Below are 14,773 nucleotides of genomic sequence, written 5' to 3' on the forward strand. Positions count from 1 at the left end.
GCGTCACCCGCCGAGCTGGTGGGCGAGCTGGGCCGCCTTGTCGTCGGCCGCCCAGACCAGGTGCTGGTCCAGGGTGACCGCGAGCAGGTAGCGGTCCAGTCCGACCGGGTAGCAGAACAGGGCACCCTGCTCGACGTCGAGCACCAGCCGCCGGACCCGCGAGCCGAGGGCCAGGTGGGTGGCCCGGACCAGGGTGCGCAGGTGGACGTCGATGCGCTGCCCGAGCAGGGCGTAGAACTGCCGGCGCCCGCGCGGGGTGACGTCGTCGAAGAAGCGCGCCAGCCCGGGGTCGTCCAGGATGTCCTCGGTGACCTCCACCCGGCCGGCCCGGCAGAGAGCCACGTAGTGCAGGTCCTCGACGCTCAGGTGGCGGCGGCAGGTCACGGCGGGCGACGACGTGGACGGTACCGCCCCGGGCCGGGACACCGGCGACGTACCGCCGGGCGGCCGTCCATCCGCCGGCGTCTGGGTCGGCACCGGGGTCACCGGCGTCGCGGGTGGGCCGGAACTGGGCCGGATGTCCCGGATGCCGGAGCTGAGCGTCGGCTCGTTCAACCCGAGCCAGCCGCCGTAGTCGGTGGGTTGCTGACTGACCGTCTCCCGCATCCGGTTGGCCAGCCCGGCCAGTTCGATGTCGGCGGCCCGGACTGCCGGGTCCTGCGGCGGCAACTCGTCCCGGGTGCCGCTGGACCAGCCCAACGCCACCAGGAACTGCTCCCGCAGCACGGAGAGACCGAACAGGGCGCCCCGGTCGGTGTGCAGCAGCAGCCGGACGAGGTCGCCGGTGCGCGCCGGGCGGAGCTGGTCGTCCAGGTCGGTCATCACGTGCACCACGTCCCGGCCGATGAGCTGCCGCTCGTCGGCGGTGAGGCCGAGCGGGCCGTGCGGGCCGGCCGGTTCCCACGCGTCGAGCGCGAAGTCGCAGGTGCCGGTGCGGTAGCGGGCCAGGTGGGAGATGCTTCCCACCTCGTTCATCAGCTCCTCGCACGCCCCGAGGCTCGGGGGCCGCCGGTCCCCGAGGTGGGTGCCGAGCGTGACGCTGACCCGCCGCCGGGGCGCGTCCCCATGGGCGGCGGCAGGTTCGGCCGCCGCCGACGGTGTCGGCCGGTCGACCGGCGGGGTCGTTCCGGTGGCCGTCGCGTCGGCCGGCGTCTGCCCGCTCATGTTTCCGGCACCTCCATGTCGACGAAGTCGAAGGGCACCCGGCCCTCGCGGCCCGGGCCGGTGACCTCGCCGGCACTGACCACCGCCGCCAGCGCCCGGCGGGCGGTTCGCAGGCACGGGTGGTCCGGTCCGAGGAAGTCCCGCCCCTGTTCGACGGCCGTCCGCAGCAGTTCCTCGGCCACCGCCGGCCGACCGGCCGCGACGACGACGGCCTGGTTGACCAGCGCGCCGATCGCCCACGGGTGCGGTTCGCCGAGCGTGGCGGCGAGTCCGGCCGCCGCCTTCTCCGCATCGGCGACCGCCTCGTCGGTCCGCCCCCGGGAGTCCAGCACGACCGCGCGCAGGCTGCGGCAGATGTGCGCGAACGGGTGCTCGGGGCCCAGGTCGTGTTCGTACCCGGCGAGGCTCTCCTCGATCAGCCGCGTCGCGTACTCGCCGTCCCCGGCCAGGTGGTAGTCGACGGCGAGGCTGAGCCGGCAGGACCGGGTCAGCGGGTTCTGCTCCCCGACCAGCCGCCGCAGCGCGAGGTACGCCCGGCTGTTGAGCTCCTTGGCCTTGTCGGGCTGGCCGCGCCGCCGCTCGGTGACCGCGAGGTTGCGCAGGATCCGCAGCAGGAGGGTGTCCTCGTCGCCGCGACCCCGGCCGCCCCGCCGCCGGTACGCCTCGGCGAGCAGGCGGCGGGCCTCCTCCAGGTCGCCCAGCTCGCGTCGGAAGCTGCCGATGTCGCTGACCAGCCAGAGGGTGTCGGCGTTGTGTCCGCCGAAGAGCCGCGACCGGCGGTCTCGGGCCCGTTCCGCGACCCGCAGCGCCTCGTCGGTCCGCCCGGCCAGGTGGAACGAGTTGGCCAGGTTGTGCGCCGCGATCAGCGTCTCCGGGTGGTCGTTGCCGAACTGGTCCCGGAAACCACGCCAGGTGGCCTGGTCCTCGACCAGGGCAGCCCGGAACTGACCCAGTCCGCGCAGGTCGCCGGCCAGCCCTCGGCGGGTCACCAGGACCCAGGGGTGGTCGGGGCCGAAGAGGGCCGTCCCCTCGCGCAGCGCGGTCCGGCTCAGCTCCAGCGCCTCCCCGCCACGACCGAGCGAGCGGGTGACGTCGGCCAGCCGGGTGGCCAGGCGGAGGGTGAAGCGGTCACGCCAGCCGTGCCGGGCCAGCCACCGGTCCAGCGCCGGGCGCCACCGGCGCAGCGCGTCCGGGGCCTCGCCGTCGCCCCGGGCGATGAGGTGTTCGAGCTGTTCGACCAGCCACCGCCGCACCTCGTCGGGACCGTCCACGTCGAGCGCGCCGGAGGAGATCAGGTGCCGGTGCAGTTCGCGGCGCACCGGTGAGTCGGCGGCGATCGTCCGGGGCGCCACCTCGGCCAGGCCGCGCAGGAACTGCCCGCGCCGTTCCTCACGCTCCTGGGCGGACATCCCGGCCAGGACGACGGCCTGCACGGCCGGGTGCATCCGCACCACACCGCCCCGTCCCCAGGCGACCTCCAGCAGCCGGAACCGGACCCCCGCCGCCAACGCCCGGTCCATCTCCCAGCCGTCGGCGCACAACGTCGCCCCGTCGGCCTCGGAGAGGCCGCGCGCGACCTGTGCCCGCATCGACCGCGACCCGAGGATCGACAGGGAGAGCCCCAGCGGGGAGGCGAAGGCGCACATCTGCGCCACCACCACCGCGACCCGACCACTGAAGTCCTCCCGCATCAGGGCCGTCGCGACGCGCACGATCCGGGCGGCGGCGGGCTCCCCGGCCGGTCCGGCGACCGCCGCGCAGAAGGCGGGCACCGCCGTGTCGGCACCACGGGAGTCGGCGACCGCGTGCCCCGAACTGAGCAGGATGCCGGCCTGCCCGAGCAGACCCGAGGCGAGCCGCAGGTCGAGCGGGGACGCCCCGATGGTCTCCACCACCGCCGTCGCCGGCACCCGGGAGAGCCCGCGCACCCGCGCGGTGAGCAGGCGTACGGCGTCGGCCTCGACGAGGTCGCCCACGGTGACCGTAACCGCGCCCGGGGGCAGGGCGGCGTCGGAGCGGCGGGTCACCACGACGTGGCCGGAGCCGCTCGGCAGCAGGTCGGACAGTTCCTCGTCCCCCGCGCCGTCGTAGACGACCAGCCACTGCCCGCTGCGCCGACCCAGCTCGTGCAGCACCTCCTGGACCGGGTTGCCCCGGGGCTCGACGCCCAGTTCGGCGGCGAGTTCGGTCAGCGCGGCCCGGACGTCGTGCAGCCCGCCCGCGCTGATCCAGACGATCAGGTCGTAGTCCCAGCGGAAGCGGTGGGCGTACTCGCCGACGAGGCTGGTCTTGCCCACGGCGGCCGGCCCGGTCACCACGACCGGACGCCCGGGAGGACCGGCCAGCAGCAGGTCGCGCAGCTCGGCCAGATCCTGGTCACGGCCGACGAAGAGTCGGGGCCGGGACGGCAGCTGGAACTCCCGGGGCGGTTCCTTCGGGTCGCCGGGGAAGCCCGGCCGCCAGGAGTCCCTGACCGGAACCGGACGGATCCCGGCGAGCCCGAGCGTGCCGCGCAGCCGTTCGCGGGCCTGTTCCTCGGTGCATCCGGTCAGGTCGACCACCCGGACGTCGTCGTGCGGCAGGGCGTCGTCGGTGACCGGGCCGGTCCGGGCGACCAGCAGCTCGGTCTCCGGGTCGGCGCGGACCGCGCCGAGCACGCCGGTGAGCCACTGTTCCTCCGCGTCGTCCGCCGGGGCCACCGCCAGCACGGTCGTCCGGCGGGCGCGCCGGCCCTCGTCGTCCGGAAGCCACGGGCGGGCCCGGACACCCACCGCCGCCAGCTCGGCGCGGAGCCAGTCCGCCCAGGGCCGTTGGCGCGCCGGGTGGGCCAGGTGGACCTCGCTCTGGTCGTCGGCGGCCTGCCGGCCCAGGCCGTACCGGTAGCGGGTGCGCAACGACTCCGGCTCCGGGCGGGCGGTGCCGACCGCACCGTCGGTGACCAGCCGCAGCAGCTCGCCATAGGCGGCGAGCACCCGGTCCCGGTGGGGTGACTCCTCCAACAGCGGGGCGAGTGTCTGCCCGGTCGGGCTCCCGGGCACCTCCACCAGCGGCATCTCGAACGATCCGGACGGCTCGTCGAGCACGCCGCCCAGGCCCCGGCGGATGGCGTCCCGCCGCTGCGCGGCGCGGGTCGGGTCGGGCTCGTCCACGGCGGTCGCCACGCCGACCAGCCGGACCCCGGCGGGCGCGGCCCGGTGCACCCGCCGGGCCAGCGCCGCCACCTCGGGCAGCCGGGGATAGCGGTACGGGAAGCAGAGCACCACCGTCTCGCAGAGCACCGCCGCCCAACGGTCCACCGTCGGGTCGGTGTCGACCGGGTCGAGGAGGACGACGTCGTACTCGGTGAGGCGCAGTTGCCGGCGCAGCTCGGTGAAGGAGGTTTCGCCGAGTTCCCCGGGGGGCGGCCACGGGGCGGAGTCGGGCATCCACACCACGTCGAGCCGGCCGGGCGGGGCCGCGTACCGGCGCAGGACGGGCTGTTCGGCGAACTGCCGGGCGACCCCCGCCGAGGCGGGGAAGAGGGACCGGGCGAGTTCCGGCGGAAGCTGGTCGGTGACCGGCCACTCGTCGGTGTGGAACATGCGCAGGTGCTCGTGCACGCGTACGGTGCCCCGACCGGCGTCGACGACGAGCACCCGGCGTCCGGACCGGGCCAGGATCCAGGCCAGGTTACTGACCAGGTTGGTACGCCCGGTCCGGCTGGTCGGCGCCAGGAAGGCCACCACGTTGGTGCCGGTCGGACCGCTGTCCGCCCGGGACGGACCCGATCCGGTCATCGCGGCTCCGACCTGTCTGGACGGCGGTCACCCGTCATGTCCATCCCTCTCCGTTCGCTCGACCTCCGCTCGCCTCCGCCCGGTGGCCGGTGCGACGCCCGGGTCGCTGGTCTGGTTGGGGAACCACAGGAAGTGCCCACGGGGCTCGCCGGTCTCGTCGATGAGTCGCCGCAACGACTGCCGCAGGAGTTCCCGGGGCAGCGCGTCGAGATCCGACGGGTCCAGTTCCTCAGCATTGAGAAGATCAGATATCAGGGGGCCGTCATGACTGCTCATCCTTTCCGGCATGCTTTGCCCCACCTTCGATCTATTGAGAACCGCACCGCATGCAGCACAGCCAGCGCTCCGCCAGTAACCTATCGTAGCGTTCATCGATATTCAGCAGTCATTTCGGGGGAACCGTGCGTGACCCGGAACGGTCGACGGGGCGAGCCGACCGGCACGTGATGCCTCCCGGAACGTTTCTGGCGCTGGCCCGGGGCGGCGGCGGACGGTCCGCCGTCCAGATCCTGTTGGCCGCCCAGTACAGCCGGAACCTGTTGACTCTGCGTGAGGTCGTGGAGCGGTGCGCCGAACTCGACCACCCGCACACCGACGCCGTCCGGCAGGCCTGGCGACTGCTCGGCGGGCTCCGCCGGACCGACCCCGACGCGGTCCGCCGGGTGCTGACGTACCCCAGCGTGAGCGCGTGGGCGGCGGAGACCCTCGCCCGACTGGCTGCGCCGACGGACCACGGGCGCCCGGACGCCACGGGGAGCGCCCCACCGACCGGCGCGTGGCCGGCCATGCTCGCGCCGGTCGCCGCGGCGGCGGCCCGGTACGCCGGATCGTCGGCCACCGTCGGGTTTCCGACACCGCCCGGGTCGGCGTTCCCGCTGCCCATGGCCGGTCATGTCCGGCTCGACCCGGACGGCCCGGCGAGGGTCACGCTGACCGTCACCGCGCACGGCCTGACGGTCGACGGTGTGCCACCACGTCCCGGCGTGGACTGGTGGCCGCTGCCCCGGCTGCACGCCGGTGGGCGACTGGAGCTGTGGCTGGACGACCTCTGGTCACTCTCCCGCCCGGCCGCCCCGGTGTCCCCGGACGAGGCGGCCCGGTGGCGCGCGGCGCTCGCCCCGGGCTGGCGACTGCTCGCCACCCGCCACCGCGGGTACGCCGAGGAGCTGGCCGCCGCGATCTCCGTGGTCATGCCGCTGTCGCCCGGGGCGCCCGAGCTGACCGGCTCCGGCGTGCCGGCGGAGGCCGGGGCGGCACTGGTCAGTGGGACGTTCCCGGCCGGGGTGGGCTGTGTCGCGCTCTCCGGCGGCGGGGACGCCGCGACCACGGCGGCGACGCTGGTGCACGAGCTGGCCCACAACAAGCTCGCCGCGCTGGAGAACCTCTTCCCGCTCCTGCGGCCCGGCGACGACGTCCGGCTCCCCGCCCCCTGGCGGGTGGGGCCGCGTCCGTTGCCCGCGCTGCTCCAGGGCCTCTACGCGCACATCGGCGTGGCCCGGTTCTGGCGTCGCCAGCAGCACCACGAGACCCGGCCGGAAGGACGGCACCGGGCCCGGACGGAGTTCCGCCGGACCGGCGTCGCCTGCCGGGAGGTCGCCGAGCTGCTGCTCGCCGGTGACCGGCTCACCTCCCATGGCCGACTGCTGGTGGAGCAGCTGCACCGGGTGGCGACGGGCTGGGACCGGCGGGTGCCGCACCCGGTGCCGCCCCGCGCCCGGGAGCGGGCGGGGGCGGCCGGAGGACCGGTCCCTCGGCGGCGGGTCAGTCGCGCAGGAGCTGACGGGCCATGACGATCCGCTGCACCTGGTTGGTGCCCTCGTAGATCTGGGTGATCTTGGCGTCCCGCATCATCCGCTCGACCGGGTAGTCCCGGGTGTAGCCGTAGCCGCCGAGCAACTGCACCGCGTCGGTGGTGATCTCCATGGCGACGTCGGAGGCGAAGCACTTCGCCGCCGCGCCGAAGTAGGTCAGGTCGACGTCCCCACGCTCGGACCGGGCGGCGGCGGCGTAGGTGAGCTGCCGGGCGGCCTCCAGCTTCATGCCCATGTCGGCGACCATGAACTGGATGCCCTGGAACTCCGCCACCGGCTTGCCGAACTGCTTGCGCTCCCGCACGTACCCCTTGGCGTAGTCGAGCGCGCCCTGCGCGATGCCGAGCGCCTGGGCGGCGATGGTGACCCGGGTGTGGTCCAGCGTCCGCATGGCGGTCGCGAACCCGGTGCCCTCGGCGCCGATGATCCGGTCCGCCGGGATGCGCACCTGGTCGAAGTAGACCTCGCGGGTGGGCGAGCCCTTGATGCCGAGCTTCTTCTCCGGGGCGCCGAAGCTGACCCCGGGGTCGGACTTCTCCACCACGAAGGCGGAGATCCCCCTGGACCGCGCGGCGGGATCGGTCACCGCGAAGACGGTGTAGTACTCCGAGACGCCCGCGTTGGTGATCCACCGCTTGACCCCGTTGAGCACCCAGTGATCCCCGTCACGTACCGCGCGGGTGGTCATCGAGGCCGCGTCGCTGCCCGCCTCCGGCTCGGAGAGGCAGTACGAGAACATGGCCTCCCCGGCGGCGACCGGAGTCAGGTAGCGGCGCTTGAGCTCCTCGGAGCCGGCCAGCAGCAGCGGCATCGTGCCCAGCTTGTTGACCGCCGGGATCAGCGAGGACGAGGCGCAGGCCCGGGCCACCTCCTCGATCACGATGGCCGTGGCCAACGCGTCCGCGCCGGCGCCGCCGTACTCGGTCGGGATGTGCGGGGCGTGGAAGTCGGCGGCCCGCAGGGCGTCGTAGGACGCCTTCGGGAACTCGCCGGTCTCGTCGGCCTCCGCGGCGTGCGGGGCGACCTTCGCCTCACAGACCTCCCGGACCGCCTCCCGGACCGCGTCGTGCTCCTCGGGCAACCGGTAGACGTCGAACGACTGCTCTGCGGGCATGTTGGCCCCTCCCCTTCGCCGCTATCATGCGCAGACCGTGGCTTCGTGGGCCACCGACCACGCAGACTGAGAATAGCGACCAGAGTTCAGGTGACGCCTACCGGCGCGTAGGCTCCTGCCCCAACGGCCCCTACAGAGCCAGCGGACCATGGAGACGACAGAATTGTCACCCGGTGCCCGGCCAGGCGCCGCAGCCGATTGCGACGCGACGAAGCGCCGCCAGCGCGAGCGGAGAAGACAGGCGTGACGATCCCGTACCCGAACACCCAGCCGATGCCGGCGATCCCGGCGGTGACTCCCCCCTCCGGTGCCCCCCGGCCCCGGGTCACCTTCCTCGGCACCGGCTACCTCGGTGCGACGTATGCGATCTGCTATGCCGAACTCGGCTACGACGTGCTCGGCTACGACGTCGACGTAGACAAGATCGCCAAGCTGAACGCGGGCGAGGTGCCGATCCACGAGCCCGGCCTGGACGAGCTGCTCAAGCGGAACCTCGCCGCCGGACGGCTGCGGTTCAGCACCGACATCGCCGAGACCGCCGACTTCGGTGACGTGCACTTCATCTGCGTGGGCACCCCGCAGCGCGCCGACGGTCTCGGCGCCGACCTCACCTACGTCGAGGCGTCGGTCAGCAGCCTGGCCCAGCACCTCACCCGCAAGGCGCTGATCGTCGGCAAGTCGACCGTGCCGGTCGGCACGGCCGAGTGGGTCGAGCAGCTGGTCGGCAAGCACAGCTCCCCCGACCTGGGCGTCGAGGTGGCGTGGAGCCCCGAGTTCCTCCAGGAGGGCTTCGCCGTCGACGACGTGCTGCGCCCCAACCGGATCGTGGTCGGGGTGAAGAGCGAGTGGGCCAACGGCATGCTCTACGCCGCCCACAAGGGAGTCTTCGACCTGGCCGCCACCGAGGACCGCGAGGTGCCGCTGGTGGTCACCGACTTCGCCACCGCGGAGCTGGTCAAGGTCGCCGCGAACGCCTTCCTCGCCACCAAGATCTCCTTCATCAACGCGATGGCCGAGGTCTGCGAGGTCGCCGGCGGCGACGTCACCCAGCTCGCCCGGGCCATCGGGTACGACCCCCGGATCGGCAACCGCTTCCTCCAGGCCGGACTCGGCTTCGGCGGCGCGTGCCTGCCCAAGGACATCCGCGCCTTCCAGGCCCGGGCCCAGGAACTCGGGGCCGGCGAGGCGCTGCGCTTCCTGCACGAGGTCGACCTGATCAACCTGCGCCGCCGGAGCCGGGTGCTGCAACTCGCCGCCGACCTGCTCGGCCGCCGGTACGGTCCGGCGGGGCCGGACCTCACCGGCACCCGGATCGCGGTGCTCGGGGCCACCTTCAAGCCGAACACCGACGACGTCCGCGACGCCCCGGCGCTCGCCGTGGCCGCGCTGCTCGGCAAGGCCGGCGCGGACGTGCGCGTCTTCGACCCGGAGGGCATGGAGAACGCCCGCCGGGCCATGCCCGAGCTGCACTACGAGCCGAGCATCAACGACGCCGTCACCGGAGCCGACCTGGTCTGCGTCCTCACCGAGTGGGCGGACTTCCGCAACGCCGACCCGGTCGTCCTCGGCGAACTCGTCGCCCAGCGCCGGGTGGTCGACGGCCGCAACTGCCTGGACTCGACCCTCTGGCTCCAGGCCGGCTGGGAGTACCGGGGCATGGGTCGACCCTGACCCGCCGACGGGGCGCACCGCCCCCGAACAGGTGACCGGAACCGGTCGCGGAACACGCTCCGCGACCGGTTCCGTGTCTGTCCGCGACTTTTCTGGCCGCGACGCGGCGGCAACTATCGAAATCCGTGCCGGGTTTGGGCATGCTGCCACAGTGGGATTCCACAGTGCGGGGCGACCGGGTGGAGGAGTTGTTCGTGGCTAGCTTCCAGTGCTCCTCGTGTGGTCGGGAGATCAAGCCGGCGCGCCGCTGCCCGGCGTGCGGTGCCGAGCAGCCACAGTGGGCGGCCCACATCGCCGAGGTCGAACGGTCCATCGCGGAGATGAAGGCGCGGGACGCCGAGATCGCCCGCGAGCAGCGGCAGATCGCCCAGAAGATGCAGGCGGCCCTCTTCCAGCGGGACATCCTCGCGCACGCCGGCGAGGAGAAGCTGAAACAGGCCACCAAGACCCGCCGGGTGCTGCTGCGCCGCCGGGCCCCGCGCCAGCCCCCCGGCGCGCCGGCGGCCTCCACCGACGCCCCGCCCGGCGCCTCCGGCGGCGCACCGACCGACGCCCCGCCCCGGGTCCCCCGCCAGGGCAACCGTCCCCCGGACGATCCGCCCACGACGACCACCGCCACCTGGCTCGACGCGGACGACCCGGAGCACCCGCCGGAGGCCTCCTCGCGCGAGGTGCAGAACATCCCGCTCGGCCTGGGCGCGCTGCTGATCGGCGTCGCCGCAGTGGTCTTCGCGGGGGTGGCGACATCCTCGATGGACGCGCTGGCCCGGCTGCTCGTCCTCCTCGCCGCGACCGCGCTGATGCTGTTCAGCGCACCCGTGGTCGCGCGCCGGGGGCTGGTGTCCACGGCCGAGACGATCGCCGCGGTCGGACTGATCCTGGTGCCGCTGGACGGGTACGCGCTCTACGCCGTGGCATCGTCCGACTCGGGCACGGTCCCCGGCACGGTCTTCGCCGGACTGATCTTCGCGGTCACCGCCGGGGTCGGCTACGGCTACGCCCGCTGGACGGGACTGCGGGTGCCCCGGTTCGCCGCCGTGCTCGCCGTACAGCCGGTGCTCCCGCTGCTCGTGTCCGGCCTGGTGCACGGCGCCACCGGATGGGCGCTGGTCTTCACCCTGGTCGCCGCGATCGACCTCTGGCTGGCCCGTTCCCCGCTGACCACCGAGCGCCCGGTCACCCCGCCGCCCGGTCCCGACCCGGACCGCCGGGCCACGGCCCGGCCGGAGGGCGCGCCGGAGGAGGCCGACGAGGTCTTCAGCGACCCGAGGGCCACCCGGCCCGACCGGGTCGGCGCCCGGCCGGCCGCCCCGGCCCGGCCGGTGCCCTGGCTCAGGGAACTGGCCTGGGCCCTGCACGCCGTGGCGCTCGCCCTCGCCCTGGCGTACGCGGTCACCGCGCTGCTGCGCGCGGACACCGGGCCCGCCGCCCTCGGCGCGGCGGTCGTGCTCCTGCTGGCCGCCGGGGTGACCCTGGTCGGGACGATGGCCACCCGCCGCCCGCCCCTGCCGGACCTCGGGGCCGCGATCGCCACCCTCGCCGTGATCGGTGCGTTCAGCCGGCTCGCCGCAGTCGCCCTGCCCGGCCAGGTGGTGCTGCTGGTCTCCCTCGTCATCGCGCTGACCAGCGTCGCCGTCCGGGCCGTACCGGACCGGATCCGGCGCGGCCCGCAACTGGCCTCGGCGGTCGCGCTGACCGTCACCGGCCTGTTCGTCGGGGCCGGCGCGCTGTACGCCGGGCTCGCCCCGGTCCGCGCCGCGCTCCCCGCCTGGTCCGCCGACCTCGACCGGTACCCTGCGGTGCTCGCCACCGCCGCCGGACCGGCCGGCTGGCAGCTCGCGGTCAGCGCGCTGCTGCTCACCGTCGCGGCGGTGCTCGCCCTCCCGGCCGAGATCCGGCGGGAGTTCGCGGTGGCCGGGGCCGCGGTGACCGCGCTGGCCGTGCCGGCCTCGTTCGGGCTGAGCTGGGTGCTCGCCCCGTGGCCGCTGGTGCTCACCGCCATCGGCCTCGGGCTGGTCGGGCTCTCCGCCCGCACCACCCGGGCCGTACGGGCACACGTCGTCGCCGCCGCCGTGGTCGGACTGATCGGCGCCGGGGCGTCGCTGGCCCGGCCGGCGCTCACCGCCGCCGTGCTGCTCACCCTCTTCGCGGGCGGAGTGCTGGTGACCCTCGCCCCCCGGGTACGGGTCGCCTCGGCGGCGGCAGCGGACACCCTCACCGCCTGGGCCGCCGGCGGCGCGGCGTTCGCCCTGCCCGGAGCGGTGGCCGCCTTCGTCGCCGCGCTGACCCCCACCGGTCCGGTACTCACCCCGGCCGCCCTGCGGGAACTCACCGTCCCGATCCTCGCCTCCAGTTTCCTGGCCGTCTGCGTCACGCTCGGCTACTCGGCGATCGTGCAGGTGTCCCAGCGGGAGATCAGCCCACCGTTGGCGATGGGGGCCGGACTCGGGGCACTGGTCGTCGCCGCGGCGGCCTTCGTCGCCCCCGGCAGCACCTCCGCCGACGCCTGGGTCGCGGCGCTGCTGCTGGTCGCCGCGCTGCTGCTCTTCCTCGCCCCGGCCATCGACGCCCGGGGCCGGGGCGACTTCGCCCTCGACGGTTCCGACTTCGCCGCGGCGGCGGCCACCGCCGCGCTCGTCGCCACCCTGCTGCGGATCGCGGCGGTGCTCGCCCCCGGTGCGCAACTGGTGGTCGCGGCGGCGCTGGTGCTGCTGGTCGCGGTCGCCGCCCGGACGCTGCCCGACGAGTGGCGACGGGGGCCGGTCCTGGGCATGGCGGTCGCCGGGGCGATCGTCGGCGCGCTGGCCGGTTGGATGGCGCTGCGCGGCGGGTTCGGGGTGATTGCGGTGCCCGGACCGATCTGGGCGGGTGACCTCACCGGCTGGCCGGCCGCGCCCACCGGCGGCACCACCGCCCAGGCCCCGGTCGCGCTGGTCCTGCTCGGCGTCGCCGCCGCGATCCTCCTGCCCGAGCCGTGGAAGCACGACGTCTCCGGCGCGGCGGCGGTGCTGGCCACCATCGGCGCACCCGCCGCGTTCGACCTGCCCTGGTGGTCGCCGGTGCTGGTCGGCGGCACGGTCGCCACCGTCTTCGGGATGGCCGCGGTCGCGGCGGCCGATCCTCGGGCGGCGCTCTCCCGGGCCACCGTCGCCGCGCTGGTGGCGCTGCACGGGGTCGGCGCGGGGCTGGTCCGGCCGTGGACCACCGCGCTGGCGCTGAGCATCGTGGTGCTGGTCGGGGCGACGGTCGCCGGGCTGGCCCGGATGTTCGCCGCCCGGCAGACCGAGCGCGTCGAGATCGACGGCATGCCGCCGCACCTCGTCACCATGGGTGGCCTCGGCACGGCGGCGGCCCTGCTCGCCCTTCCCGGCGTGGTCGCCGCACTCGGCGCCGAGGCCGGGCACGGTCCCGAGGTGCTGCTCACCGCCGCGCTGGCCGCCTCCAGCCTCGGCCTGGCGGCGGTGGCCGCCCTCCGGCGACGGGTGCCGCAGTACCTGCCGTACGCGAGCCTCGGCATCGCCGCCGGGGCCACCGTCAGCGCGCTCGCCGCGATCCCCACCAGCCTGCCGGTCGGCGTCTTCGCGGCGGCGGCCGCCCTGCTCGGGGTCCTCGCCGAGCTGGTCCGGGCCGCCACCGTGCCACCGGCCACCTCGGCCCAGCCGGTCGGCCGCTGGGCGGTGATGATCGACGGGGCGCTGCGCCGGATGCCGGACCGGCTCGCCGACCGGCGTTGGCGGGTCAGCCCGGCGGCCGGTGCCCTCGCCGCCGCCGCGCTGCCGGTCGCGCTGGCCGTGGCCTCGATCGCGCCGGCCCTGGTGGTCGCGCTGGTCGAGCCGTACGCGACGCTGTCGCGGGTCTGGGAGGGACCACCGCCGCAGCTGTTCACCCCACCGGCCGGGGCGGCCGACCCGACCCACGTGCTGACCGCCCTGCTGCTCACCATCTGCGCGGCGCTCGCCGCGACCGCGTTCAGCGGCGGGCAGTACTTCCGGGCGGTTCCGGTGGTGCTGCCCGGACTCGCGGTCACCGTGCTCATCGCGCCGATCGCGCTCGGCCTGGGCTGGCCGCAGACCACCCTGGCCGCGCTGGCGGTGTTCACCCTGGCGATGCTCGGGCTGGCGCTGACCCCACCGCCGCCCGGGGTCGAGCGGGCCCGGTCGCTGCGCTGGACCCGGATCCTGACCTTCGCCATCGGGCTCGCCGGAGGCGGGGCGGGACTGGCCGGCAGCCTCGCCACCCGGGACCTCACCGTCTTCACCCTCGCCGGGGCGGTCGCGGTCGGCACGATCGCGGCGCTGTTCGGCAGCACCGAGCGCGCCCGCATCCTCGGCTGGCTGTTCGCCTCCCTGATGGCCCAACTGCTGGTGCTCACCATCGGCCTGGTCGCCGGACTCGCCCCGGTCTGGTCGGCGTTCGGGGTGCTGGCGGTCGGCGCGGCGCTCCAGGTGTTCGCCGCCCGCCTGCCCCGGCTGCGCCGACCGGAGGCGCACCGCGAGGCGGCCACCGTGGAGTGGAGCGGGTACGCTGCCGCGCTGATCGCGCTGGCCCTCGCCTTCGACTCGCCACGGCACATCGCCGCCCTGCTGGCCGGCTGGGGCGCGGTGCTCGGAGTGGCCGCCACCCGGCCGGGTCGCCGCCCGACCGAGCGACGCATCCTGTTCTGGTCGGTGGTGGGCTGCGAGATCGTCGCCTGGTGGATCCTGATGCGGGTCGCCGACGTGGCGCTCCCCGAGGCCTACACTCTGCCGTTCGCGGCGCTCGCCCTGCTGGTCGGCGTGATGGAGCTACGGGAGCGGCCAGATCTGAGCAGCTGGGTGGCGTACGGGCCGGCGTTGGTGGCCGCGTTCGTGCCCACCCTGGCGATCGTGCTGGCCACCGAATCCAGCATGCTCCGGCAGGTGCTCCTGCTGCTCGGCGCGGTGGCCGTGCTGGTCTGGGGTTCGATGACCCAGCAGCAGGCCCCGGTGATCGTCGGGGCGGTGGTCACCACGTTCGCCGCGCTGCACGCGCTGTTCAGTTTCGGGCCCTGGCTGGCGCTGCTCCTGGTCGGCCTGGTGCTGCTGGTGCTGGGCGCGAGCAACGAGCGACGCCGCCGCGCCCAGGACCGCCTCCAGACCGCCCTCCGTGGCATGCGCTGACCCAGCACCCCGCCCCCGCCCACCACGCCAGCCCCGTGCGCCGCGCCCGCCCCCACCGCCGTCGCAGCCGAGGTGGTAGCAGGGGACCCTTGTTACCGC

The 14,773-nt window shown here is 75.0% G+C and carries 7 protein-coding genes; 3 read left to right on the forward strand and 4 right to left on the reverse strand.

Translation table 11 applies throughout. The annotated features are described in order from the left end of the window. Positions 1-3: 3 nt before the first annotated feature. Genes GA0070618_RS05025 through GA0070618_RS05035 form a run of 3 tightly spaced genes read right to left on the reverse strand, consistent with a single transcriptional unit; the run spans position 4 to position 5,216 of the window. The gene (locus GA0070618_RS05025) at positions 4-1,164 is read right to left on the reverse strand and encodes a hypothetical protein (protein ID WP_088980589.1); all 1,161 of its coding nucleotides are present in this window, start codon (positions 1,162-1,164) and stop codon (positions 4-6) included. After that, positions 1,161-4,940, reverse strand: a complete 3,780-nt coding sequence (gene fxsT / locus GA0070618_RS05030; RefSeq protein WP_088980590.1) for an FxSxx-COOH system tetratricopeptide repeat protein — start codon at positions 4,938-4,940, stop codon at positions 1,161-1,163. The genes GA0070618_RS05025 and fxsT overlap by 4 nt, the downstream gene beginning before the upstream one ends. A gap of 27 nt (positions 4,941-4,967) precedes the next feature. After that, complete coding sequence (locus GA0070618_RS05035) at positions 4,968-5,216, reverse strand: hypothetical protein (RefSeq protein WP_143740232.1); 249 nt, start codon at positions 5,214-5,216, stop codon at positions 4,968-4,970. 170 nt (positions 5,217-5,386) lie between these two features. On the opposite strand from GA0070618_RS05035, the gene GA0070618_RS05040 reads away from it, so the two are divergent. Continuing rightward, the gene (locus tag GA0070618_RS05040) at positions 5,387-6,730 is read left to right on the forward strand and encodes an aKG-HExxH-type peptide beta-hydroxylase (RefSeq protein WP_143740233.1); all 1,344 of its coding nucleotides are present in this window, start codon (positions 5,387-5,389) and stop codon (positions 6,728-6,730) included. Here GA0070618_RS05040 and GA0070618_RS05045 read toward each other — a convergent pair. Further along, the gene (locus GA0070618_RS05045) at positions 6,702-7,865 is read right to left on the reverse strand and encodes an acyl-CoA dehydrogenase family protein (protein WP_088980593.1); all 1,164 of its coding nucleotides are present in this window, start codon (positions 7,863-7,865) and stop codon (positions 6,702-6,704) included. The genes GA0070618_RS05040 and GA0070618_RS05045 overlap by 29 nt on opposite strands. Positions 7,866-8,108: 243 nt before the next feature. On the opposite strand from GA0070618_RS05045, the gene GA0070618_RS05050 reads away from it, so the two are divergent. Together GA0070618_RS05050 and GA0070618_RS05055 are read left to right on the forward strand one after the other, a co-directional pair. Next, a complete protein-coding gene (locus GA0070618_RS05050) occupies positions 8,109-9,536 on the forward strand; it encodes a UDP-glucose dehydrogenase family protein (protein WP_088980594.1) in 1,428 nt (475 codons plus the stop codon). Positions 9,537-9,730: 194 nt separating this feature from the next. After that, positions 9,731-14,674, forward strand: a complete 4,944-nt coding sequence (locus tag GA0070618_RS05055) for an SCO7613 C-terminal domain-containing membrane protein (protein ID WP_088985295.1) — start codon at positions 9,731-9,733, stop codon at positions 14,672-14,674. Positions 14,675-14,773: the final 99 nt, after the last annotated feature.

Source organism: Micromonospora echinospora (assembly GCF_900091495.1).
In the GTDB taxonomy this organism is placed as follows: domain Bacteria; phylum Actinomycetota; class Actinomycetes; order Mycobacteriales; family Micromonosporaceae; genus Micromonospora; species Micromonospora echinospora.